Annotated in this window: 23 protein-coding genes and 1 tRNA gene; 4 read left to right on the forward strand and 20 right to left on the reverse strand. The window is 64.0% G+C overall.

From position 1 onward, the window contains the following. The 8 genes from rnk to rsfS form a co-directional block, all read right to left on the reverse strand. Positions 1-423 carry a nucleoside diphosphate kinase regulator gene (gene rnk, locus MESCI2_RS0114650; RefSeq protein WP_027037243.1) on the reverse strand — a complete coding sequence of 141 codons (423 nt, stop codon included), beginning with the start codon at positions 421-423 and terminating at the stop codon, positions 1-3. 274 nt (positions 424-697) lie between these two features. Continuing rightward, complete coding sequence (alr, locus tag MESCI2_RS0114660) at positions 698-1837, reverse strand: alanine racemase (protein WP_027037244.1); 1140 nt, start codon at positions 1835-1837, stop codon at positions 698-700. Between the two features lie 76 nt (positions 1838-1913). Then, positions 1914-2435, reverse strand: a complete 522-nt coding sequence (locus tag MESCI2_RS0114665) for an RNA pyrophosphohydrolase (RefSeq protein WP_027037245.1) — start codon at positions 2433-2435, stop codon at positions 1914-1916. A gap of 30 nt (positions 2436-2465) precedes the next feature. After that, positions 2466-3644, reverse strand: coding sequence for a divergent polysaccharide deacetylase family protein (locus MESCI2_RS0114670; RefSeq protein ID WP_027037246.1), 1179 nt, complete (start codon positions 3642-3644; stop codon positions 2466-2468). 213 nt (positions 3645-3857) lie between these two features. Next, the gene (locus tag MESCI2_RS0114675) at positions 3858-5189 is read right to left on the reverse strand and encodes a S41 family peptidase (protein ID WP_023811786.1); all 1332 of its coding nucleotides are present in this window, start codon (positions 5187-5189) and stop codon (positions 3858-3860) included. Continuing rightward, positions 5190-6527, reverse strand: a complete 1338-nt coding sequence (locus tag MESCI2_RS0114680; RefSeq protein ID WP_027037247.1) for a murein hydrolase activator EnvC family protein — start codon at positions 6525-6527, stop codon at positions 5190-5192. 124 nt (positions 6528-6651) lie between these two features. After that, the gene (gene rlmH / locus MESCI2_RS0114685) at positions 6652-7134 is read right to left on the reverse strand and encodes a 23S rRNA (pseudouridine(1915)-N(3))-methyltransferase RlmH (RefSeq protein WP_027037248.1); all 483 of its coding nucleotides are present in this window, start codon (positions 7132-7134) and stop codon (positions 6652-6654) included. Between the two features lie 27 nt (positions 7135-7161). Beyond that, positions 7162-7539, reverse strand: coding sequence for a ribosome silencing factor (rsfS, locus tag MESCI2_RS0114690; protein ID WP_013529073.1), 378 nt, complete (start codon positions 7537-7539; stop codon positions 7162-7164). 242 nt (positions 7540-7781) lie between these two features. On the opposite strand from rsfS, the gene MESCI2_RS0114695 reads away from it, so the two are divergent. Then, positions 7782-8633: a mechanosensitive ion channel family protein gene (locus MESCI2_RS0114695; RefSeq protein WP_027037249.1), complete on the forward strand. Its 852-nt coding sequence runs from the start codon at positions 7782-7784 to the stop codon at positions 8631-8633. Positions 8634-8642: 9 nt separating this feature from the next. Here MESCI2_RS0114695 and MESCI2_RS0114700 read toward each other — a convergent pair whose 3' ends face one another. The 5 genes from MESCI2_RS0114700 to obgE all read right to left on the reverse strand — a co-directional run bounded on the left by MESCI2_RS0114700 (position 8643) and on the right by obgE (position 14153). Next, a complete protein-coding gene (locus MESCI2_RS0114700) occupies positions 8643-9926 on the reverse strand; it encodes an MFS transporter (RefSeq protein ID WP_027037250.1) in 1284 nt (427 codons plus the stop codon). Between the two features lie 68 nt (positions 9927-9994). Next, complete coding sequence (locus MESCI2_RS0114705; RefSeq protein ID WP_027037251.1) at positions 9995-10582, reverse strand: nicotinate-nucleotide adenylyltransferase; 588 nt, start codon at positions 10580-10582, stop codon at positions 9995-9997. A gap of 72 nt (positions 10583-10654) precedes the next feature. Further along, complete coding sequence (locus MESCI2_RS0114710; protein WP_027037252.1) at positions 10655-11941, reverse strand: glutamate-5-semialdehyde dehydrogenase; 1287 nt, start codon at positions 11939-11941, stop codon at positions 10655-10657. Between the two features lie 3 nt (positions 11942-11944). After that, entirely contained in the window at positions 11945-13117 is a 1173-nt protein-coding gene (proB, locus tag MESCI2_RS0114715) for a glutamate 5-kinase (protein WP_027037253.1), read from the reverse strand. Between the two features lie 4 nt (positions 13118-13121). Then, on the reverse strand, positions 13122-14153 hold the full coding sequence (obgE, locus tag MESCI2_RS0114720; protein WP_027037254.1) for a GTPase ObgE: 1032 nt from the start codon (positions 14151-14153) through the stop codon (positions 13122-13124). 134 nt (positions 14154-14287) lie between these two features. Between obgE and MESCI2_RS0114725 the strand changes: the two genes are divergently transcribed. Then, on the forward strand, positions 14288-15157 hold the full coding sequence (locus MESCI2_RS0114725; RefSeq protein WP_027037255.1) for an endonuclease/exonuclease/phosphatase family protein: 870 nt from the start codon (positions 14288-14290) through the stop codon (positions 15155-15157). 211 nt (positions 15158-15368) lie between these two features. On the opposite strand, the gene MESCI2_RS0114730 is transcribed toward MESCI2_RS0114725, so the two are convergent. The 3 genes from MESCI2_RS0114730 to MESCI2_RS0114740 all read right to left on the reverse strand — a co-directional run bounded on the left by MESCI2_RS0114730 (position 15369) and on the right by MESCI2_RS0114740 (position 17123). Further along, the gene (locus MESCI2_RS0114730; RefSeq protein WP_027037256.1) at positions 15369-15956 is read right to left on the reverse strand and encodes a GNAT family N-acetyltransferase; all 588 of its coding nucleotides are present in this window, start codon (positions 15954-15956) and stop codon (positions 15369-15371) included. Positions 15957-16075: 119 nt separating this feature from the next. Then, on the reverse strand, positions 16076-16345 hold the full coding sequence (gene rpmA / locus MESCI2_RS0114735; RefSeq protein WP_013529063.1) for a 50S ribosomal protein L27: 270 nt from the start codon (positions 16343-16345) through the stop codon (positions 16076-16078). Between the two features lie 97 nt (positions 16346-16442). Then, positions 16443-17123 carry a 50S ribosomal protein L21 gene (locus tag MESCI2_RS0114740; RefSeq protein ID WP_027037257.1) on the reverse strand — a complete coding sequence of 227 codons (681 nt, stop codon included), beginning with the start codon at positions 17121-17123 and terminating at the stop codon, positions 16443-16445. Positions 17124-17527: 404 nt separating this feature from the next. On the opposite strand from MESCI2_RS0114740, the gene MESCI2_RS0114745 reads away from it, so the two are divergent. Further along, a tRNA-Ser gene (locus MESCI2_RS0114745) sits at positions 17528-17617 on the forward strand. 642 nt (positions 17618-18259) lie between these two features. On the opposite strand, the gene MESCI2_RS0114760 is transcribed toward MESCI2_RS0114745, so the two are convergent. Continuing rightward, positions 18260-18859, reverse strand: a complete 600-nt coding sequence (locus MESCI2_RS0114760; protein WP_027037258.1) for an NADPH-dependent F420 reductase — start codon at positions 18857-18859, stop codon at positions 18260-18262. A 74-nt stretch (positions 18860-18933) separates the two neighbouring features. After that, complete coding sequence (locus MESCI2_RS0114765; protein ID WP_027037259.1) at positions 18934-19665, reverse strand: SDR family NAD(P)-dependent oxidoreductase; 732 nt, start codon at positions 19663-19665, stop codon at positions 18934-18936. A gap of 275 nt (positions 19666-19940) precedes the next feature. On the opposite strand from MESCI2_RS0114765, the gene MESCI2_RS0114770 reads away from it, so the two are divergent. Next, entirely contained in the window at positions 19941-20837 is an 897-nt protein-coding gene (locus MESCI2_RS0114770) for a LysR family transcriptional regulator (RefSeq protein WP_027037260.1), read from the forward strand. Positions 20838-21112: 275 nt separating this feature from the next. Here MESCI2_RS0114770 and recQ read toward each other — a convergent pair whose 3' ends face one another. Further along, positions 21113-22954: a DNA helicase RecQ gene (gene recQ, locus MESCI2_RS0114775; protein ID WP_027037261.1), complete on the reverse strand. Its 1842-nt coding sequence runs from the start codon at positions 22952-22954 to the stop codon at positions 21113-21115. Continuing rightward, entirely contained in the window at positions 22954-23715 is a 762-nt protein-coding gene (locus MESCI2_RS0114780; protein ID WP_027037262.1) for a sulfotransferase family protein, read from the reverse strand. The genes recQ and MESCI2_RS0114780 overlap by 1 nt, the downstream gene beginning before the upstream one ends. Positions 23716-24051 lie beyond the last annotated feature (336 nt).

Genomic DNA, 24051 nt, shown 5'->3' on the forward strand with positions numbered 1-24051 from the left:
TCAGGACCCTTCCCGCCCGCAGGCCAGCGCATCGACCGCTTCGATGGTCGCCGACAGTTCCCGGCCGCCACGGCTGCTCCAGCACACTGTCTGCCCGATCGACGCGCCGATAAGCGCCGTCCCCATCGGCGTCAGCACCGAGATCCTGTTTTCACTGATGTCTGCTTCGCCGGGATAGACCAGTGTGACGCGCTGGGTGTGGCCGCCATCGTTGCGGATTGTCACCGTCGAACCCATCCGCACCACGTTGGCCGGCATGGAAGCCGCTGCCGTCACGAAGGCACGGTCCATCTCCGAAAGCAGTTCTTCGGCCGTCTCGGGCACGCGGTCGAGCGACGCCCGCGCCAGGCCCGTCAGCCTGTGGTGGTCGGCATCGCTGACCAGAAGCCGGCTCGGTGGACGCAATCCTGTTGCATGTTGCATGGCAAACCTCATGAGTTGGCGCATCGAACAGACGCGCGCCTGCCGCCGCACAAACGGTGGCTTGATGAAAGCCGGCAGCCGCGAAGCTGTCTGGCTCGGGAATGATGATGTCAGGTAGAAAATGCCCCGGTTCGGACGGACGCCAAAAGGCGGCCGCGCCGGGGCTACGATCCCGCGATCGGGCAGACCCTGAACAAGGTTCTGATATAAGCTGGGTTGCTCATGCAAGGAGCCTTGCCGACAGGCGTCCGCTTGTCAAGCGCGGCCAAACCGCTCAACCGCCGACATAGCGCCGATGGAAGCGCGGGCCGAGGCTTGTCAGGATCTCGTAGCCGATGGTGCCGGCATGGCCGGCAGCGTCATCGACACTTTGCGAGGGACCGAGCAATTCGACGAGATCACCCTCGCGCAGCCTGCCGGCCGGCAGGGCGGAAATGTCGAGAATGATCGAATCCATCGACACCCGCCCGAGGAAAGGCAGGCGCGTGCCCTCGAACCACGCAGCCGACGCGGCCCGGCGCTGCCAGCCATCCGCGTAGCCGAACGAAATCGTCGCCAGCCTGAGCGGGCCTTGCGCTTGATAGGTGTGGCCATAGCCGACGCCGGCGCCTTTTTCGACGCTTCGCGTCTGTGCCACCTTTGCCTGCAACCGCACCACCGGCAGCATCGGATTGGGCTTTGCCGGCGTCGGATTGATGCCGTAGAGCGCGGCACCGGGGCGGGCGAGATCGTAGTGAAAGCGCTCCCCAAGAAAGATGCCGGAGGAATTGGTCAGCGAGGCCGGTACCGCCGGCAGCATCTTGCGCAGCTGCTCGAATGCCAGCCGCTGCAGCTCATTGGCCGGGTGCTCCGGCTCGTCGGCGCAGGCCAGATGACTCATCACGAACCGGATGTCGATGCCGTCGAAGGCCTGCGGATCGGCGGCAACGCGCTCGACATCCCGGGGCGCCATGCCGAGCCGCGACATGCCGCTGTCGACCTGGATCGCGGCCGGCAGTTTTCGGCCGGCGCGGCGAGCCGCCACACGCCAAGCCGCCAGTTGCTCAGGGCTGTTTATAACAGCGCAAAGGTTTGCTGCCACGGCGTCCGGCTCGGCACCGGGGGGAATGCCGTTCAACACGAAAATGGCAGGGCCCGGACCAAGCGAGCGGCGCAGGGCGACGCCTTCGCCCAGAAGCGCAACGAAGAAGATATCGCAGCCTTCGCGCAGCAGCGCCGCTGCGACCTGGCCGGCGCCCACGCCGTAGCCGTCGGCCTTGAGCACACCTGCGCAGGCAACATCGCCCAACCGCGCTTTCAGCCGCCGGTAGTTTTCGCGGATTGCACCGAGATCGATGGTGAGGATGGCCCCAGCCGCCACTTCGCTTGTGGTGGCGACCTCTTCTGGCGGCGACTTTTGGGGGGCGTCGTTCATGGCGACCCTTCGCGTGGTAGTGGAGACATCAATAGAACCGCCGGGCCGGCGCGGCAACCGCGGTTGTTGTATAGCGCTATTGCACCAGATGCCGGAACGCCGCCACCACGTCCTCATAGACATGGCGCTTGAACGGCACGATCAGGTCGGGAAGGTCCCGCATAGGCCGCCATGCCCATTTGTCGAACTCGGCGGTGTGGCCGCCCGGCGGCGGGTTGATCTGGATCTCGCTGACATCGCCGTGGAAGCGAAAGGCGAACCATTTCTGCGTCTGGCCGCGATACCGGCCCTTGAAGGCGATGCCGACGAGGTGGTCCGGCAAATCATAGTTGATCCAGTCCGGTGCCTCGGCCAGCAGCGAGACGCCCCGCATGCCGGTCTCCTCATAGAGTTCACGCTCGGCCGCTTGCAACGGCTCCTCGCCGTCGTCGATGCCGCCCTGCGGCATCTGCCAGAGCTGTGTCGTGCCGGCGAATTCGCTGTCCGGTTCGGCGATGCGATGCCCGACCCAGACCATGCCATCGGCGTTGAGGATCATCAGCCCGACACAGGGACGATAAGGCAATTTTTCGCGGTCGATTTTTTTTGTCTTTGGCATCAGTCAGTCTTTCCAGCCGTCTTCCGATGGCTAGCCTTTTTGCGGATCTATAGCCACCGCTGAAATCGGCACGATCTCGATGCCGCGCTTCTTGGCCTCGACCACCCAGGACGACACGGTATCGACCGTTAGGTCGAAGGCCGAACCGATGCCGACGGCAGTGCCTTTGGCCCGCGCGGTCGCCTCCAGGCTGTCGAGCTTCTTCAGGATTTCGCCGCGATCCTGCACGGCATCTATCGCCATGTCGCCGGCGACGAAGGGCACGCCGTCCTTCAGCGCCAGGTCCGGCGCCAGGCTGCGCGCCGACGAGCCGTCATCGATATAGGCGAGGCCGCGTTTGCCGAGCTCGGCCATGAACGGCTCCATCGCCGCGGGATCGGCGGAAAAGCGGGCGCCCATATAGTTCATGACGCCGGTATAGTTGGTCGTCCGCGACAGCGCCCAGTGCAGGCTCTTCAGGTTCTCATCCGCGCTCGCCGCCACCGTCAGCGTGTTGCGTCCCGGATTTACCTTCGGATAATCGAACGGTTCGAGCGGCACCTGCATGACGATCTCGTGGCCGCTCTGCCTGGCTGCCTGCATCCACCGGCCGATGCTGTTGCCTTGCGGCGCGAAGGCCAGCGTCACTTCCGCCGGCAGCTTGGCGATGGCCGCCTGGGTGCCGGTCTGCGAAACCGAAAGCCCGCCGATGACGATCGCCACGCGTGCGCCGCGCCCGCCCGACCAGGGCCGCGCATAGACGTCGAACGGCCGCCTGCCATCGGCGGCGCGCACCGGCAACGGCCCGGTCTCGCTGGCCTCGATCAACGCCTTGTCTGGAATATGCGCGATCTTCAGGTTCTGGCCGATGGTCGACGGATCGCGAATGACGATCGCTGCCTTGGGCGGCCCATCGCCCTCCTCCGTCTGCACATGGATGATCTGCGGCCCACCTGATCTGGCCGGCGCCTCCGGCTTCGGTGCCGCCGGCGCCAATGCGGACGGCGCGGCGGCAGGCTCGGCCGCCGCGGTCACTTTCGGCGTTGAAACGGCAACCTCTTGCGGCTTTCGAAACGGCTTTTCCCTGAGCGCGATCGCGCCGGAGACGCCTGCCACCGCCAGCACGGCCACTGTCGCCATGATCGCACCGCCGCTGAGCTTGCCGGCGGCGCGCGGCGGCCGGACTGCCTGTCCGAGCGGGCGTTCGATGTCCTTGCCGATATCAGCCAAGCCTAATCCCCGGGCGCATGGCTCCGAAGGCGAAGCCGCTTCGAAAAGACAGGCGCGAAATCATCAATCCCGGCGCACCCCGCGCCATGTCTTGGGAGCTTTGCCTCGCCCCCCCGAATCAAACTGCCGGAACCTTTCGGTCCCGGCAGCATCGCATTGCTTCCATCCGGCTCAAACAGAAAGATGGAGCGGCGCGTGCGCCGCTCCAAATCCTTACTGGTTGAGAACCGCCTTTTGCGGATTGGGCGGGAAGGCCGGATCGGTCTTCTGGCCGCGCAGCAGCTGCTCGGCATAGATGAGCTGCAGATCGTCCTTCGGATCCGGCGGCACATAGGCCGCCGAGCCCGAACCGGTCGTGCTCTCATCGGCGCCCTTGATATGGCCCTTGAGGTCGGATTCGCCGCGCGTCAGGTCCCTGCCCTGCAGTTCCGGCGGCAGCGGCTGGTCGACCTTGATGTCGGGCGTGATGCCCTTGCCCTGGATCGACTTGCCGGACGGCGTGTAATAGAGCGCCGTCGTCAGCCTGAGCGCACCATTCTCGCCGAGCGGAATGATGGTCTGCACCGAACCCTTGCCGAAGGACTGCGTGCCGACCACCGTGACGCGGCGCAGGTCCTGCAGCGCGCCGGCGACGATTTCCGACGCACTGGCCGAACCGCCATTGACCAGGACAATCATCGGCTTGCCGTTGATGTCGTCGACCTGCTTGGGCTTGGCGTCGAAGCGGGTGACGTCCTTGGGGTCGCGGCCGCGCGTCGAGACGATTTCGCCGCGGTTGAGGAAGGCATCGGACACGCTCACCGCCTGGTCGAGCAGGCCACCTGGATTGAGGCGGAGATCCAGAACGTAGCCCTTCAGCTTGTCGTCGGGAATCTGCTTCTTGATGGTGTCGATGGCGTTCTCGAGGTCGTCATAGGTCTTTTCGGTGAAGGAGGTGATCTTCATGTAGCCGATGTCGTTCTCGACCCGGAACTTGACCGCCTTGACCTTGATGATGTCGCGCACGACCGTCAGTTCGATCGGCTTGTCGGCGCCCTGGCGCAGGATGGTCAGCTTGATCGGCGTGTTGACCAGGCCGCGCATCTTGTCGACCGCGTCGTTGAGGGTCAGGCCGCGAACCTCTTCGCCGTCGATCTTGGCGATGTAGTCGCCGGCCAGCACGCCTGCCTTGGCGGCCGGCGTGTCGTCGATCGGCGTGATCACCTTGACCAGATCGTTCTCCATGGTGACCTCGATGCCGAGGCCGCCGAACTCGCCCTTGGTCTGGACGCGCATATCCTGCGCCTGCTCGGCATTCATGTAGGAGGAATGCGGGTCAAGCGAGGCCAGCATGCCGTTGATGGCATTCTCGACCAGCGACTTGTCGTCGGGCGGTGTCACATACTGCGCCCGCACCCGCTCGAAGATATCGCCGAAGATTGCCAGTTGCTTGTAGGTTTCCGACCCTGCAGCGTTCGCCGCCGAGCCGGGTGCGCCATAGACCAGGCTCATGGCGGACGCGCCCATCAGCGCACCGGCAAACAGAAGCGACAGTTTCCGCATTATTCACGTCCTTCCAGAAAAACGGTCCGCCCACCATGGGGCCGGATCGACGGGTTTTCCATCCTTGCGGAACTCGACATAGAGTTCCGGCGTGGCATTTCCATTCTTCGAAACCGAGGTGCTCGCCACCCGGGCCTCTCCCATCGCACCGATCGGCTCTCCTGCAAGCACTGATTGACCGGTCGCGACGCTGATTCTGCTCATCCCCGCCAAAACGACATGATAGCCGTCGCCTGCGTTCAGGATCAAGAGTTGACCATAAGAGCGAAACGGCCCCGCATAAAGCACATTTCCATCCGCCGGCGCGGTAACGATGGCTCCCGATTGTGTCGCAACCATGTCGCCAAGCATCACCGCACCGTTACCGTCATCGGCGCCGAATCGCCGCTTGATACGGCCGGTCACCGGCAGCGCGATCTGTCCCTGAAGGGCCGAAAAGGGCACCGCGGCGGCAAGTTGGTTGCTTTCGGGAACGGGCAGCGACGCCAGTTCCGCCGGCACCGATGTGTTGTCGCCGCCCGCCGTCTTCTGCTCGGCGGCCTTGGCCGCATCGGCGGCCTTGCGGCTCTTGTCGGCCTGCGCTTCGAGCGACGCGATCAACTCCTTCAGGCTGCCGGCCTTGGCCGCCAGCGCTTCGGATCGCTGCTTTTCGGCGGCCATTTGCGTCTGCGTGTCGGCTTCGAGCTTCTGCTTGGCCTCCAGCAGCATGCCGAGCCGCTTCTTTTCCGCCGTCTGGTCGCCGACCGCCGCCGTCAGCCGCGCCCGTTCGGCCTCGATCGACGCCGTGATCCTGGTCTGTTCCTTGAGATCCGCAAGCAGGCTATCGGTCTGCTGGCGCAGTTCCGGCACCACCGCGCCGAGCAGGATGGCGCTGCGCACCGACGACAGCGCGTCCTCGGGCTTGACCAGGATCGCCGGCGGCGGGTTGAGGCCCATGCGCTGCAGCGCGCCCAGCACTTCGGCCAGAACGTCGCGCCGCGCCATCAGCGAGGCGCGGAGCTTCTGCTCCTGGCCTTTCAGCCCTTCCAGCCTGGCGCCGATGTCTTCGATGTCCTGCCCGAGCTTCTGCTCGGTCATCGCCGACTGGATCAATGCGGCGGTGATCGAGGCATGATCCTTCTTGATCGTCGCGATGTCGGCGGAGAGCTTGGCCAATCGTTCCGACGACAGCGTGATCTCCTTCGAGACCCGTTCGTATTCGGCGCGGCTCTGATCCGGATCGGGAGCCATGTCGAGCGTGTTTTCCGCCCGTCCCGTATGCAGCGACAGCACAAGCACCGCTGCCGCGATGCCGCAGCGCGCGCGCCAGGAGCCCGTTCTTGATTTTCTGTCTTCAGACATTGAAGCCCGACTCTATGCGTGGCTTCGTTAACGAACAATCAACCATGTTCCAAACGACCCGCTCGATGCAATGTTACGTCGGCATTGGGGCGGAAATCCGGGTGTGTCGCACCAATTCACCGGTTTACGAGCGATGGTAGGGATGTCCCGAAAGGATGGTGGCCACCCGATAGAGCTGCTCTCCCAGCATCACGCGCACCAGTTGATGCGGCCATGTCAGCAAGCCGAACGACATCACCAGTTCGGCCTGGTCGCGCAGCGACTGATCGTGGCCGTCGGCGCCGCCGATGGCGATGACCAGCGCCTTGCGGCCACCGTCACGCAGCAGGCCGAGGCGCCCGGCGAAATCTTCCGAGGAAAAGCTTTTGCCGCGTTCGTCCAGCAGGATCAAAGCGGTGCCGGGCTGCAACTGCGTCTGCAGTTTCTGGCCTTCCTCACGCCGGCGCTCGTTGGCGGTCTGGCTGCGCCCCTCGGCAATCTCGGCAATGCCGCCAAATTCAAGCCCCACGGCCGGACCGCTCTTGGCGAAGCGCTCGAAATAGCGGTCGGCAAGCAGCTTTTCGGGGCCGGCTTTCATCCGGCCCACGGCATGAACTGATATCTTCATCCTCGCCTTGTAAGCCGCGCGAACGACTTAGTGGAGCGTTTCTTCCTCGAGGTCCGGCGCCTGCCACATCTTTTCGAGATTGTAGAATTCGCGGACTTCGGGGCGGAAGACATGGACGATGATGTCGCCAGAATCGATCAGGACCCAGTCGGCGCCGGACAGCCCCTCGACGCGCGCGGTGCCGAGACCGGCATCCTTGATCGCTTTGAGAAGATGATCGGCGACAGCCGCGACATGACGGTGCGATCGGCCCGAAGCGACGACCATGTAGTCGCCTAGGCTCGATTTCCCCTGGATGTCGATGGAGACAATGTTTTCGGCCTTGGAGTCTTCCAGACTGGCAAGGACTGTCTTGATGGCGCGGGACACGGCGTCGTCTACGCTGATCCTGGCCGGCGAAGGCATGATATCGGCCTTCTTCCGCAGTGCTGTTCTCAGTGTATTTCCTTTCGCAGCAAGAACAACCAAATCACCCCTTGAAGCAGGTGACACCACTTAGATAGGCAGAGTTCCCTGACAGTTTCAAGACGGGACCCTGCCTCGCACGAACGTATTGTCGCTGCTGTGGTTCCGCCGCACACCGGAAAAGATCGGAACCCTCGCCGTCGGCATGGGTTATCGGCTCACCGACCAACCGGATTTCCCTTATGCCGATCGACCCGCAAAACGCCTTCCTCAGCGTCCAGGCTGGCCTTGCCCAACTGAGCACGCTGATTGTTTCGTATTCCTTCTCGGCCATCGGTGCCGTTATCCTCTTGATTGTCGGCTATATCGTCGCCGGCCTTGCCGAACGTTCGATCTTTGCCGGTCTCGGCCATATCCATGGTTTCGACGCGACGTTGCGGCATTTCTTCTCCAAGATCGTCCGCTACGCCATCCTGATCCTCGTCACCATCATGGTGCTCGGCCAGTTCGGCGTGCAGACGGCCTCGATAATTGCCGCGATCGGTGCCATTGGCCTCGCCATCGGCCTGGCGTTGCAAGGCACGCTGCAGAACATCGCCGCAGGCATCATGCTTCTGGCGCTGCGGCCGTTTCGCATCGGCGAGTCCGTCGAGGTCGGTTCGATTGCCGGTACGATCGAGGAGATCGGCCTGTTCGCGACCAGGCTCAGGACGGCCGACGGGGTCTACATATTGGCGCCCAACTCGACGCTGTGGAACCAGCCGGTGCGCAACTTTTCGCGCAACGGCGTGCGCCGCAGCGACATCGCGCTCAGCATCGGCTCCTGGAACGACATCGACAGGGCGCAGAAAACCTTGCTTGCCATTGCCGCGGCCGAACGGCGAGTGAAACGTGAGCCGGCACCGATCGCTTTCGTCTCGACATTGGGCGACAGCACTGTTTCGATTGCCTTGCGCTATTGGACATCGTCGGCGGACTTCTTCGCCACCCAGACCGATCTCACCAAGCGCGCCAAACAGGAATTCGATAGCGAAGGCATATCGATCCCGCTGCCGCCGCCGGAAGCGCCCCAACCCGAAGCCCGCCGGCAATAATCGGTTGGCTCAGTGCCGGCCCTCATCGTCCGGTGCGAAGGCAAGTTCGACCGGCAAAGGCGCCTGCGCCGTCATCGGTGCGAAACTGCCGGTTTCACCGACCGGGACCGCACGCGTCGTGAACACACGCAAAAGCACGAACAGGCAGAAGGCTGCGGCGATGAGAACAGCCACATAGATGAAAGCCTGCGTGCCGAAGACGGCCGACAGCGCCGTCACAATGCCGGGCACGACGAAACCCGACAGCGACCAGGCAAACAGAAGCGAACTGGACAGCGCCACCATGTCGTCCTTGCCGGCGCGGTCGGCGGCATGTGCGCTGGCCAGCGAATAGATCGATTCCGAGGCGCCGTCCCACACGATGTAGATCACCACCAGCGCGGCCAACGTGCCGCCATCGAACCCGAGCGCAAACAGGCCGGCAACCATGGCGAGCGCGGATGCGGCGATCAGCACATAGCGGCGGTCGGTTCGGTCGGAAATCCAGCCAAGCGGGATCTGCAGGATCAGCGTGCCGAGAGGCATCGCCGAAAGCAGCAGCGCCACATCGGCCTGGCTGTAGCCCTTGGCCGTGGCGTGGATCGGCGCGAAGCCCGCAATCGACATCGACAGGCCGCCGACGGCAAGCATGCCGGCGACGCCGACCGGTGAAACCCGCCAGGCACGGCGCAGCGCCACCGAGGCCGCCTGCGGTGCCGGCGGCTGGGCAAGTCGGGTCATCCCGACGGGAAGGATCGATAGCGCCGTGAAGGCGATGCCGATCAGCGGCGCATCCGCTGTCCTGATATCGACCAGCGCCAGCGTCGCGTAGCCGACGCCGAGCCCGGCGACATAGGCAACGTAGAAGAAAGCCATCACCCGGCCGCGGATGGCGTTGGCAACGGCATCGTTGAGCCAGCTCTGCGCGACGATGAACAGGCCGCAGATGGCAAAGCCGTAGAGCGCGCGGGCGGCAATCCACAGCAGCGGATGGACCCCGGCGCCGACAGCGGCGTTGGCCAGTGCGATCAGCGCCGATAGCACCATGAAGGCACGGGCATGGCCGACCCTTCGCACCAGCGGTCCGGTCAGGATGCAGCCGGCGAGGCCGCCGGCCGAAAGTCCGGTGATGATCAGCCCGGCCCAGGTCGGATCGAAACCCTCGGCGCCGAGCCGGACCGGGATATAGGCAAACATCAGCCCGTTGCCGACGGCAATCAGCGCCATCGACACGATGACGCTGGCAATCGCGATCAGCGGTGTGGGCTCGGCGCCCTGCTCGGCTTCGCTGCGGGTTTTCCTGGGAATCGACATGCCTGCTCAGGATTGCCCATGAAACGGGCAAAGGGAGCGATAAAAGCGACATAACCGGGCGGCCGGGCTCACCCCTTCGCCAGCTTGCGGATCGCGCTCGACGACAGCGACGAGCGCGGGCCGTGGATGAAGGTCCAGGCCGGCGCCTTCATGCGAGCAAGCCGCGGCGCATCGCCCTCGTCGATGCGGGCATAGTCGAAGGTCTTGGCGACGACCGAGGACAGGAACGACAGCGTCGCGCCCGGGCGGTCGATGACGGCGATCGGGAAGGTCATGACGATCTCGCGCCAGCGCTGCCAGCGATGGAAATCGCGCAAACTATCCGCACCCATGATCCAGACGAACTCGACCCCGGGATTGCGCGCCTTGACCAGGGCCAGCGTGTCGGCGGTGTAGCGGACATGATAGGCGGCTTCAAAAGCGGTGACCTTGATCTTCGGGTTCTTGGCGATCTGCTCCGACAACTGCAGCCGTTCGCCCAGCGGCGCCAACTCCCTGGTGTTCTTCAGCGGATTGCCCGGCGTCACCATCCACCACAGCTGGTCGAGCGCCAGGCGTCTGAGCGCAATCTCTGCGACCAGCGCATGGCCGGCATGCGGCGGATTGAACGAGCCGCCGAACAAGCCGACAGCGAGGCCTTTTTCGGCGTGCGGCATCTTCAGGTAACGGGAGGGTACCGCCGGTTCGGAAGATGCCAGCATTGCCTCAGGCTCTGACGACGAAAAGCTTCAAGGTCTCACCTGTCCCGAGCCGCGCACGCGGTATTTGAACGAAGTCAGCTGCTCGACGCCGACCGGTCCGCGCGCATGCATCTTGCCGGTGGCGATGCCGATCTCGGCGCCCATGCCGAACTCGCCGCCATCGGCGAACTGCGTCGAGGCGTTGTGAAGCAGGATCGCCGAATCTATCTCGTTGAAGAATTTTTCGACGGTTTGCGCATCCTCGGCGACGATCGCTTCGGTGTGATGTGAGGAGAAATTCTCGATGTGGTCGATCGCACCACCGATACCGTCGACCAGTTTTACCGCGATGATGGCATCGAGATATTCGGTGATCCAGTCGGCATCGGTCGCCGGTTTGGCGTCGAAAAACACTTTCAGCACCTCGGCATCGGCATGGATTTCGCAGCCGGCCGCGCGCAGTGCGTCGAGGATCGGCACCAGATGCGTGGAGGCAACCGCCCGGTCGACCAGCAGCGTCTCGGCGGCACCGCAGACGCCGGTGCGCCGCATCTTGGCGTTGACGGCGATCCTGACAGCCATGTCGAGATCGGCGGAACGGTCGATGTAGAGATGGCAGATGCCTTCGAGATGCGCGAAGACCGGCACCCGCGCCTCGTTCTGCACACGCCCGACGAGGCTTTTGCCGCCGCGCGGGATAATGACGTCAAGCGTACCGCCTAAGCCTTTCAGCATCTCGCCGACGGCGGCGCGGTCGGTGGTCGGTACCAGCTGGATGGCGTCTTCGGGCAGGCCGGCTTGCTTCAGCCCTTCGACCAGGCAGGCATGGATTGCGACGGAGGAATTGAGCGAATCCGAGCCGCCGCGCAGGATCACCGGATTGCCGGCCTTGAGGCACAGCGCACCGGCATCGGCGGTTACGTTCGGGCGGCTCTCATAGATGACGCCGACGACGCCGAGCGGCGTGCGCACGCGCTCGATATGCAGGCCGTTCGGCCTGTCCCATTGCGCCATCACATCGCCGACCGGATCGCGCAGGGCAGCGATTTCCCTGATGCCGTCGGCCATGGCGCGAATGCGCGCCGGATCGAGCTTCAGCCGGTCCATCAAGGAGGCGGAAAGCCCGGATTCATGACCATTCGAAACATCGATGGCGTTGGCGTCGAGAATGTCCCGCTCACGGGCGACGATCGCCTCGGCCATGGCGAGGAGTGAAGCATTCTTGGCGGCGGTCGCGGCGATGGCCAGCGGTCGGGCGGCAGCGCGGGCGCGCCGGCCGATATCGGCCATCGTTGCTACAGTATCATCCCCGGATTTTTCATGCAGTTTCAGCATGGCTCATCCTCCGCTTATATCGCCACCGGCCTCTACGTGGTCACCGGCCCTGACTTGGTCATCAGAATGGCTCACCACAAGGTCGTCGCGGTGGATCATCGCCGAACGCGCCTCGTAGCCGAGCACTGTTTCGATCTCGGCCGTCTTCAGGCCAGCGATCCTTACGGCATCGGCGGCATCGTAGGCAACCAGCCCGCGCGCGATCTCGCGGCCCTCGGGCGACAGGATCGCCACCGTGTCGCCGCGCGAGAAATTGCCGCTGACCAGCTTGACGCCGGCCGGCAGCAAAGACTTGCCCGACAGCAGCGCGCCGATGGCGCCGGCATCGACCGTCAGCCGGCCGGCCGGTTCGAGCTGGCCGGCGATCCAGGTCTTGTAGCCCTTGACCGGGTTGCTGCTCGGCCGAAAGAAAGTAGCGCGCTCGCCGCGTTCGATCGCCATCAGCGGCGACAGCCGCGTGCCCGACGTGATGATCATCGCGGTGCCGGCTGCGGTGGCGATCTTGCCGGCATCGAGCTTCGTGCGCATGCCGCCGCGCGACAGCTCGGAAGCGGCCGCACCCGCCATCGCCTCGATATCTGGCGTGATACGGTCGACCACCGGAATGAATTTAGCCTGGGGGTCACGCGCCGGCGGCGCCGTATAGAGCCCGTCGATGTCTGAGAGCAGCACCAAAAGATCGGCGCCCATCATGGTGGCGACGCGAGCCGCCAGCCGGTCATTATCGCCGTAGCGGATTTCGGAAGTCGCCACCGTATCGTTCTCGTTGATGACCGGCACCGCCTTCATCTTCAAAAGCGTCGAGATCGTCGCCCGCGCATTGAGATAGCGGCGGCGCTCCTCGGTGTCGCCGAGCGTCAGCAGGATCTGGCCCGATTTCAGGCTGCCCTTGCCGAGCGCGTCCGACCAGGCGCCGGCCAATGCGATCTGTCCCACGGCTGCCGCGGCCTGGCTTTCCTCGAGCTTCAAGGCCCGCTTGCCGAGGCCAAGGATCGTGCGGCCAAGCGCGATGGCGCCGGACGAGACGACGAGGATTTCCGCGCCGCCCTGGGCCAGCCCGGCAATGTCGTCGGCGAGCGAAGCCAGCCAGTCGCGCTTCAGGCCCGTCGTGCGGTCGACGAGCAGCGCCGAGCCGATCTTGACGGTGATGCGCCGATATTTTCTCAGCGACTGCATCGTCCTATCTGTCCCAGCGCGTCTCGACCGGAGCCGCAGTCGCGGCGCGGGCTTCGCCCACCACCGACATCAGCGCCCGCAACACCGCCTCGACACCCTCGCCGGTGACCGCCGACAACAGCATCGGCGCGCGGCCGGCGGCGCGCTTCAGCGAGGCGACCTTCTTCTTGCGCGCATCGGCGTCGAGCGTGTCGACCTGGGACAGCGCCACGATCTCGACCTTGTCGGTCAGGCCGTTGCCATAGGCTTCGAGCTCCGCGCGCACGGTCTTGTAGGCCTTGCCCGGATTTTCCTCCTGCGCCGAAACCAGATGCAGCAGCACACGCGTGCGCTCGACATGGCCAAGGAAGCGGTCACCGATGCCGACGCCCTCATGGGCGCCTTCGATGAGGCCCGGAATATCGGCAATGACGAATTCGCGCGCATCGATGCGGGCGACGCCGAGGCCGGGATGCAGCGTCGTGAACGGATAGTCGGCGATCTTCGGCTTGGCCGCGGTGACGGCGGCCAGGAATGTCGACTTGCCGGCATTGGGCAGCCCGACCAGCCCGGCATCGGCGATCAGCTTCAGCCGCAGCCAGATGTTGAGCTCTTCGCCCGGCAGGCCCGGGTTGGCGCGGCGCGGCGCCTGGTTTGTCGAGGTCTTGAAATGCTGGTTGCCGAAGCCGCCATTGCCGCCCTTGGCCAGCAGAAAGCGCTGGCCGACCACGGTCAGGTCGCAGATCAGCGTCTCGTTGTCTTCTTCGAACACCTGCGTTCCCGCCGGCACTTTCAGCGTGACGTCGGCGCCTTTGGCGCCGGTCATGTTGCGGCCCATGCCGTGGACGCCGGTCTTGGCCTTGAAATGCTGCTGGTAGCGGTAGTCGATCAGCGTGTTCAGCCCGTTGACTGCCTCCAACCAGACATCGCCGCCACGGCCGCCATCGCCGCCATCCGGTCCGCCGAACTCGATGAATTTTTCGCGCCGGAACGACACAGAACCGGCGCCACCGTCACCGGAGCGGATGTAGACCTTGGCTTGATCAAGAAATTTCATGGGATTGTACAGTTTCTACTAGTGGCCTTGCGGCATTGCTCTAAACCTTGAGCCTTGCTCTAAACCAAGGCGCGGCGAAGGGCGAGGCCGTTTTGTGACAATGGCCGCGCGGGATCGGCCGGAGAGATGCCGGAATGAAGCTTGTAACCTACAACATCCAGTACGGCATCGGCCTCGACGGGCAGTACGATGTCGGGCGCATCGCTGATGCCGTGCGCGGCGCCGACGTGATCGCTTTGCAGGAGGTGACCCGCAACAATCCCCGGAATGGCGGCCGCGACATGGTCGCCGAGATCGGCGAGGCGCTGCCCGACTACTTCGCCGTCTATGGCAGCAATTTCGAGGCCAATATCGGTTCGCACATCGACAATGGCCGCGCCGTCACGAAAACCTTCCAGCTCGGCAACATGGTGCTGTCTAAGACGCCCATTCATCTGTCGCGCAACCTGCTTTTGCCGCGCAGCCGCAGCTTCGAGATGATGAACTTCCAGCGCGGCGCGCTGGAAGCGCTGATCGAGACGCCGCTTGGTTTCATCCGCTTCTATTCCATCCATCTCGATCACCGCAGCCCCGTCGAACGCGCCAGCCAGATCCAGTTCCTGCGCCAACGCATGCTGAACTATGCGCTCGAAGGCGGCGCACTGTCCGGCGTCGCCGAGATCGGCCTGCCGGAACTGCCGCATCCCGAAGCCTTTGTCGGCATGGGCGATTTCAACATGTTGGCCGGCTCACCCGAATATGTCGAACTCGCCGGCCGGCCGGATCATGAATTCGGCATGCCGCTGACCGCCGACTTTGCCGTCGATGCCGCCTTGCGCCTGAACGCCACCGGCGACGATCTCATCAGCTGGGTCGACCCGAAACAACCCACCGATCCCAGCCGCCACAAGCGCATCGACTATATCTTCACCAGCGCTTCGCTCGCCAGATCCCTGCAGCGCCTGTGGGTCGACCGAAAGGCAGTCGGTTCGGACCATCTGCCGGTCTGGGTCGAACTGGGCTGAGCTTAAGCCGCCTACCCAATCGCGTATGAGAAAGGCCCCCTCATCCGACCGCTGCGCGGCCACCTTCTCCCCGATGGGGAGAAGAGGCTGACGTCAACGCGGGCGACCTCCTCTCCCCTCGGGGAGAGGTCGGATTGCGCCGAATTGCCTTCGCAATTCGGTCGGCAATCCGGGTGAGGGGGGTCTTCATTCAGGCTCGCCCCAGGGCACATCAAAAATGCACCCAGTTCCGCAGGCTGGTCCAGGTCTTCCTGTCGAGCCGGTAGCGCTCGACCGGCACCTGGCCGGCGACAATCGAATTCAGCATGCCCTGGCCGGCATACTGGAACCCGCACTTGTGGATGACGCGGCGCGAGGCCGGATTGATGACCCGCGTCGAGGCATGCAGAACCTGGATCGACGTCCTCTGGAAGGCGAGATCGACCAGCGCGTGCGCCGCCTCGGTCGCATAGCCCTTTTTCCAGTACGGCTCGCCGATCCAGTAACCGAGCTCCAGCCCGCGATCGGTGGTGTTGAGGCCGGCGCAACCGACAAACGTGTCGGTGCCGGCCAGCGTCAGGGCATAGGCGATGCCGGCCCGGCGCGACTTGGTCATGGCCAGGAAAGAGCGCGCCTCGGCCTCGCCATAAGGGTGCGGCATGCGGGCCAGCATTTCGGCGACATGACGGTTGTCGGCCAGCTCGACCAGCTGCGCGATGTCGCCTTCGTGGGGCGCCCGCATCTCCAGTCGCTCAGTGACCAGCACCGGGCAGTCTATCGCGTAACTTTCGTCTTCTGAGTCTTCCGCTTCGGCAACCATGTGAAGTCCTCCAGGCACAAGAAAAAGGGGAGATGGAAACCCATCTCCCCTGATCCATTTCCTGGCTTTGCCAGACACCGGTTCCCGAGATGGGCGCCGGTGTTCTAGTGCGGAACCGGCTACTCCGCGGCTTTGGCAATCGGGTTGACCGATACGTAGGTTCGGCCGTTGGCTTTTTTGTTGAACGTCACGGCGCCGGTCTCGAGCGCAAAAAGCGTATGGTCCGTGCCCATGCCGACATTGACGCCGGGATGCCACGTGGTGCCGCGTTGACGAATGATGATGTTGCCCGGGATGACGGCTTCGCCGCCGAACTTCTTCACGCCCAGACGCTTGGAATGCGAGTCGCGACCGTTGCGCGACGAGCCGCCAGCTTTCTTGTGTGCCATCTAACTAACTCCGTTGCGCCGCAAGGCGCCTAAAAGGCCTTATGAACGCGTTCGCGTTCCGTTTCAAGTCCGATCCGGCGACCCAGTCGCCAGAAAATTACTTCGCCGCCAATTCCTTGGCCTGCTCGCGCCAGTCCTTGATCTGGTCGGCGCTGAAGGACATGTGCTCGTCGATCTTGGCGACATCCTTGTCGGTCAGCTTGGCGAGCTGCGCGAAGGTGATGATGCCCTGCTCGGCGAGATCCTTGGCGGCGACCGGGCCGATGCCCTTGATCACGGTCAGATCGTCTGGCTCACCTTTCGGCGCCTTGAACAGCGGCGCTGCCGCGGTCTCGGCTGCCTTTGTCTCGGCTGCCTTGGCCTTGGGCTCCTTCTTCGGCGCGGCTTCCGCCTGCACCTCGGTGGCGGCCTCGGCCTTCACCTTCTTCGGTGCCTTGACCGCTGCCGTCTTCGTCGGCTTGGCGCCACCCAGCAGGATCTCGGAGATCCGCACGGTGGTCAAAAGCTGGCGATGGCCGATCTTGCGGCGCGAATTCTGCCGGCGGCGCTTCTTGAAGGCGATGACGGTGCGGTTCTTGCCCTGCTCGACGACTTCGGCGGTGACCACCGCGCCGTCGACGAACGGCGCGCCGAACGTGACATTCTCGCCTTCGCCATGTGCGAGGACGTGGCCGATCTCGACCATATCGCCGACATTGGCTTCGAGTTTTTCGATCTTCAGGAGATCGTTGGCGGCAACGCGATACTGCTTGCCACCCGTTTTAATGACTGCGAACATTTTTTGCCTTTCGCTGTTCGGTCGGCCTTGATGAACCGCCTGAGGCAGTTCAGCCGTCTTTTTGTCAGTCTGCGGGTTCAAAAAACAAGCGGCGCGGAAGAACCCTCCACGCCGATTGCGCGCTGTCCCTAACCGAAGGTTGAGTGCGAGTCAAGGCAAACAGCTGTTGTCGGGACTGTTGTTGGGAGCCGAAGGACCGAGCGTGTCAGCACGACTGCACGGCGTCACCGTCGTCGAGGCAAGGATGCGTGACTGGTCACCGATCTACCCAGGCGTCGCCGCAGCTGAACCGTCGCGAATCCGCTGCTTGCCCGGCAAGCCAAATAACTGACGGATTGGCCTTGTAACCTGCCCGTTCAGCCGTTATCTAGTGCGCCGCGCCGGCAACGGCCGACCATGACCGCGGAGAGGTGGCAGAGTGGTCGAATGCACCGCACTCGAAATGCGGCATGGGTGCAAGCCCATCGGGGGTTCGAATCCCTCCCTCTCCGCCATTTAGTCCAAAACCTGACATCTCCCGGGCCGCCTGCCGCATATCGCCCAGGCAACATGACAGAGCCGTCCGAGCCGGGGCACTTTGGCTTTCACGGAGGCCGTAAAGCTTCGGCAGGCCCATTCGGCATCCCCGCACATGGCTTCCTGTCCGCAAGCGCAGCCATGCCGCTGTGAATTTACCAGCCGGTTTAGCCCAAATGGGGGAAGAGGCCCGGCCCGAGATCTCGTAACGGTTGGTTCGCCCAACCCAGTTAGGAGACCACGCTGCGCAAAGCCTCTCTCGCCATCATAGCTTTCTTCAGCCTTTCCACTGTCGCATCGGCATGCGTGTCGATGGACGGCAACGTTGTCGTGAACAACTGCAATTATCGCGTCATGGGAAATTACAGAGGCTCGGATGGCAGTTGGGGTGGCTTCGGCCCCATCCGCGCCGGCGGTCGTGAGGCAACTTCCAAAAGACGCGACGCCGGCTGGGACATCAGCTTTTGCAACTACGATTCATGGGTGGCAGGCACATGTCAGCCGAAGGATCCCAGGCAGATGTAAGCCGCTTCAAGCGCGCCACTTTGCGCGCTCGGCTCGTTGCTGACGATGTGGCCGGCGTCGAACACCTGCCACTCTGACGCTGCACGATAAATCCGTTACTGCTCCTTCTTGAACAGGTCCTGGAAGATCAGTTGGCCCCAAGTGCGGCCGCGTGCGTGCACCAGTGCGCCACCCTCGTTGAGCTTTCCCAGCTTGACCGGTGCGAACCCGAGTTGTCTGGCCAAGGCCGCCACGGGAGCGATCGCGTCCTCGTCGTCACCAGACAGAAAGACGACCCGGTGCCCTCCCTCGACGATCGGATCGGCAGCCAGGGTGGCCGCAATCAGGTGATTGAAGCCTTTGACGAGCTTGGCGCCGGTGAACGCCTTCGCGACGAAGGCGGAGGACGGCAGACCGTCCAGCTCTTCAGGCACGGGAAACACGTTCGTCGCGTCGATGATCGTCTTGCCTTCCCAGCTTGGCAGCGCCTTCGCGACATCTGGGTGCGACTCGAAGCGGACCGCCAGAAAGACGATGTCAGCCTTGATCGCTTCCGCCAGCGTTTTGGGGATAATCGTGGGTCCGATCGCGGCCGCATCGGCTGCAAAGCTTTCCGGGTCGCGCGTGGCTGCAACCGACACTTCGATGCCTTTGCGGGCAAATGCTTTGGCGAGAGCCTGGCCGATCTTGCCGAAGCCAACAATTGCATAGCTCATGTATATTCTCCTTCAGTTTACCAGGCCCTGCGGGCTCGGGATATCGAATGGAATGAACGGCGGGGCGTAGCGGGTCAGATTTGCGCCAAGCCCCCGTCGACGGCCTCGCTGGCGGTCATGAAGCTGCTGTCGGGCGACGCGAGAAACGCAGCCGCCGCCCCGATCTCCGCTGGATCGGCCATACGCTGAAGCGGATTCATCGAGGCGAAGACCTTCAAGCCCTCCTCGCCTATCGCTGCCTTCGCGAGTTCGGTCGCCGTCGGCCCAGGCGACAGCACGTTTACCCGGATGCCGGTGCCTTTCAAGTCTTCCGCCCAGGTCCGCGCGAGGTTGCGCACGGCCGCCTTGCTCGCGCTATAGACGCTGAATGCGGGCGCGCCCGTGGTGCCGGCGCTCGATCCGGTCAGGATAATCGAACCGCCTTCGCCCATCAGCGGCAGCGCCTTCTGGACCGTGAAGATCGTACCCTTCACATTGGTGTTGAAGGTTTCGTCAATATGCTCGGCGGTGAGCTTGCCGAGCGGAAGCAGGCTTCCCACCCCGGCGTTGGCGAAGATGATGTCGAGGCTTCCGCGCTCGGCCTTCACCGCCGCGTAGAGCCGATCGAGGTCGGCCTCATCCGAGACCGAGCCCTTCACCGCTCGGACATTGGGCCCGAGCTCGGCTACAGCGGCGTCTAGCGCTTCCTGCCGGCGGCCGAAGATGAAGACGAAGGCGCCCTCCTCGATGAAGCGCTTCGCTGCGGCGCGGCCGATGCCGGTGGCGCCGCCCGTTATAACCGCAACCTTACCGTCTAGCTTGCCCATGATTTATCCTTCCAGGTTCTGTCTTTGGTCGTTCGGGGATGCCCCGAGAACCTCTAGATGGGCCTGTCGGGGTCAGGTGGTGAGTGCGGAAGCGCGCACATCGGTGGTGCAAAATCGATCCGCTTTCAGGGCTGACGCCAGCCGCGACGATCCGTGTCCGCCATTCGGAATTGCGCCGCCCCTGTCGACATAAGCCATGATGTCCCGCCCCTACTGCTGTAGGATGTGCTAGATACAGGCTTTGGAAGGCGCACCGCGCGGTGCCGGATTGCACCATGATCGACTGGGATGACGTTCGCTACTTTCTAGCCGTCGCACGCGGAGGCTCGGTGCGGGCTGCCGGCGCGCAGCTCGGGGTGAATCACTCGACCGTACTGCGACGCATCGCCCAGCTCGAGGAACGCCTCGGGGCGCAGATGTTCGAAAAGTTGCCCTCGGGCTACCGTCTGACGGCTGCGGGCGAGGAGGTCCTCGAGCTTGCGAACCAGATGGAAGCGTCGTCGCACCAGCTGGAGACGCGCGTCTTCGGGCGCGACCAGGGCGTGCGCGGGCTTCTGCGGGTGACGCTGGCACCGCCCCTCGCGGCACACCTGCTCATGCCGGACTTCGCCGATTTCGCGCACCTGCATCGCGACATCGAGATGGAAATCCTGTCGTCCGGCGAGCTGGCAAATCTGACCAACCGAGACGCCGATGTCGCGATCCGCGTCGTCTACGACCGCAAAACCCTGCCGCTCAATCTTCACGGCCTGAAGGGACCGGAGGTGTTCGGCGGCATCTACATGTCCCGCGATCGCCTCGCCGCGTGGCGTGCGGGCGCGCCTGATCCCATCCGGTGGATCGTCATAAGCGTTCATGGAATTCCAGAGTGGGCCCGCGAGGGCGAGGTTCGCACCACAGGGGTGCCGTTCAGGACCACCGACGGCGAGGCGCAGATCGTTGCGGTACGGCAAGGGATCGGGATCACGACACTGCCGTGCTTCATCGGAGATGCCGACCCCCTGCTGGTGAGAGTTCCGGGCACCGACCTGCACATGTACGGAACGCTCTGGCTTCTCACCCAGGGTGAGACACGCAAGACCAAGCGCGTGCGGCTCTTCACTGAGTTCGTATCCCGCAGGCTCGCCGCCTACGCTCCGCTTCTCACGGGACTGTCCATATCGCACGACTGAAGCCCGGCGGGTCGCCTGCGACGCTTGAGGTGGACAGGCGCCTGCAAGTGGACAGCGGCACCTATTGCGGTTGCAGATGCTCAGCCATGAAGTCGATGAACGCCTCGGTCTAAACCTGATCTGTCGACTGGCCGGCCAGAGAACATTGAACTGATCGGTCTCGTCGGGGGGCCGGTGGTGAGGCATGGGCGGCGACGGAGCAGGAGGTCTCGGAACGGATGCCCCCTCCGAAGATCCCTCCGCTTCAGGGCACGTGACCAGTCGCTGATCTGACCTCAGGCCGAGCCATCGGATTGGTGCGCGGCGATTGCGGCGAGAAAAACCTGGCCGAACTCCTTCAGCTTTGCCGCCCCAACGCCATTCACTTCAGCGAAGGCGTCCATGTCGTGCGGGCGGCGCTCGGCCATGTTGATCAGCGTGCGATCGGAGAACACCACATAGGCCGGCACCTGGCGATCCTTGGCGAGGCGCAGGCGCAGGGATTTGAGCGTGGCCAACAGCGAAGCATCAATGCTTCCCATATCCGCGCCCGAACCCTCGGCCGCCCGCATCTTGCGCAAGGCGCGGCTGCGCACCTCGACGCGATAGTGGAACGGCATCTCGCCACGGCCAAGCGCATGGCCTTTTTCGGCGATAGCGAGGCCGCCATGACCGGCCGGATCCGGCATCAGGAACCCGCCTGCGACGAGCTGCCGGATCAGCGACAGCCAGAAATCCTTCTTGTGCGCCAGACCGCTGCCGAAACTCGTGAGCCTCTGGTGGTTCCTGGCAAGCACCTTCTCGGTTTCATGGCCGAGCAAGATGTCGATGACATGGCCGGCACCAAAACGCTCACCGCTCTGCGCGATCGCCGTCAGGATGATCCGCGCCTCCGCTCCGCCGTCGGCGCGCGGTGCCTGGTCGAGGCAGGTGTCGCAATTGCCGCAAGGCTGCGCTTCCTCGCCGAAATAGCCGAGCAGCACCTGGCGGCGGCACTGCGCCGTCTCGCAATAGCCGATCAGCGTGTCGAGCCGGCCATGCGAGCGCCTCTTGTGCTCGGGCGGCGCATCCTCGTCGTCGATGAACATCCGGCGCATCCGGATATCGCCAAGGCCGAACAGCATATGCGCCTCGGCGTCCCGCCCATCGCGGCCGGCACGGCCGATCTCCTGGTAGTAGGCCTCCAAACTGCCCGGCATGTCGGTGTGGAAGACATAGGCGACGTCAGGCTTGTCGATGCCCATGCCGAAGGCGATGGTCGCCACCATGACGACACCGGACAAGGTCATGAAGCTGTTCTGGTTGGCGTCACGCGCCTCCTTGCTCATGCCGGCATGATAGGCGAGCGCGGTGACGCCGTTCTTCTCGAGGAAGGCCGCCATCTCCTCCGTCTTCTTGCGCGACAGGCAATAGACGATGCCGCTGCGGCCGGGATGACGCTCGACGAAGCGCAGCAATTGGCGCTTGCTGTCCTGCTTGGCCTCGATGGCAAGCTTGATGTTCGGCCGGTCGAAGCCCAGCACCAGGGTCTCGACGCGCTCGGCAAACAGCCGGGCTTCGATGTCGGTGCGCGTGCCTTCGTCCGCCGTCGCCGTCAGCGCGATGATCGGCACGTTGGGAAAGATGCCGCGCAGACGCGACAGGTCCTCGTACTCGCGCCGGAACGCCGGCCCCCATTGCGAGATGCAATGCGCCTCGTCGACGGCGATCAGGCTGATATCGAGCCTGGCCAGCGCCTCGAGCATGCGCTCGGTCATCAGCCGCTCCGGCGCGAGATAGAGCAGGCGCGTCTGGCCCGAGGCGACGCGACGCCATGCGGCGATATTGGCATCGCGGTCGATCGAGGAATTGATCGTGTCGGCCGCCACGCCGGCAAGCCGCAAGGCGGCGACCTGATCCTGCATCAGCGCCACCAGCGGCGAAACGACAATGGTGAGCCCACCCAGGACCAGTGCCGGGACCTGGTAGCAGAGCGATTTGCCTGCACCTGTCGGCATGACGGCCAGCACATGACGCCCGGCCAGCAGCGCGTCCATGACATCGGCCTGGCCTGGACGAAAATCATCGAAGCCGAACACGTCCTTCAGCACGCGCCGCTTGGGATCTCGCTGTTCTGTCGCGAGGGCCGGTGCCTGCATCACCGCGCGTCCACGGTCGGCGTGCTTATTGGCATGTCATAGCCGAACTCGGCGCAGAAACGCTGGACGCGGACGAGAAATGCCAGGGGCAGGCCGCCGAGATAGGTCCTGAATTCTTCATTCCGTTCCCATTTTCTCAACGAAGCCACCCGGATCGGATTGTCTGGATCCTCGCTGAAACGAATGCGCGGTGTCAGTCCGAACGACTGCGCGATTCTGTCCTGCTGCGCATCGGGCGCGCCGATCATGTCTTCGTAGCGGACGAAAAGGATCTGCCGGTGCGGTTGTGCCTTCTTCAGCCGGATCAGCGCGTCGTATTCGGCCAGCCAGCGTTGCGGCGTGACGTGGAACCGACGCTCGTTGCGTGTTTGCGGATGCGAACTTGTCAGCGTGTCGAATGGATGGCGCACGCAATAGATCAAGCCGATGGAGGGAGGGAGCTTCGCCAGATGCGCAAACCCGCGCGCATCGCGCTTGACGACGAGGTTCGATTCCGGCCGGTCCAATACGTCCAACATTGTGTATCGCGCTTCGGGCGGATGGACGAAAATGTCCTCGAAACACCTCATCAGCCGCTGTGTCAGCGTCGTCCCGCTGCGCGCGCAGCCCGAAATGAAAATTCTGTTGGCGGGCGCCGCGCGTGCGTATGTACGTCTTTGCATGCGCTGTTTCAGAGACAGCGGCACGAACCGCAGAAACTCTCGCACAACCCTTCGCGCGGCCGGTCCATACGCAGCCTCAAGCCTGTAAGCGCCCTTCATCCGCAATTCCGCTGGGCCGCCCGGCGCGAAACGCGCCGCTTGGGGTCCATGGCCAAGATACTCGTCGCCGATATCAGCATCAGGCAGACACCGGACTGGAATTTCGTGGACTGGTGAGGATGTGGAAACCGGTCAAGACGACTCTCTGCGTGACGCTTTGGAGTAGCGCAGCCGTCATCCAACCACAACGCCCCTTTGCAGGAACCTTCGTCGATGCGGCCATCGGCGCGCCCCGCCGGATGCCGTGCACATCCGAAAACGGCTTCCCCTAGGACACCTGCACCCCCGCTGGATTCCGCCACGCATCACGATGTAAGCTCGGCCCGGCAAGTCAGG

This window comes from Mesorhizobium ciceri WSM4083, assembly GCF_000519305.1.
Lineage (GTDB): Bacteria > Pseudomonadota > Alphaproteobacteria > Rhizobiales > Rhizobiaceae > Mesorhizobium > Mesorhizobium ciceri_B.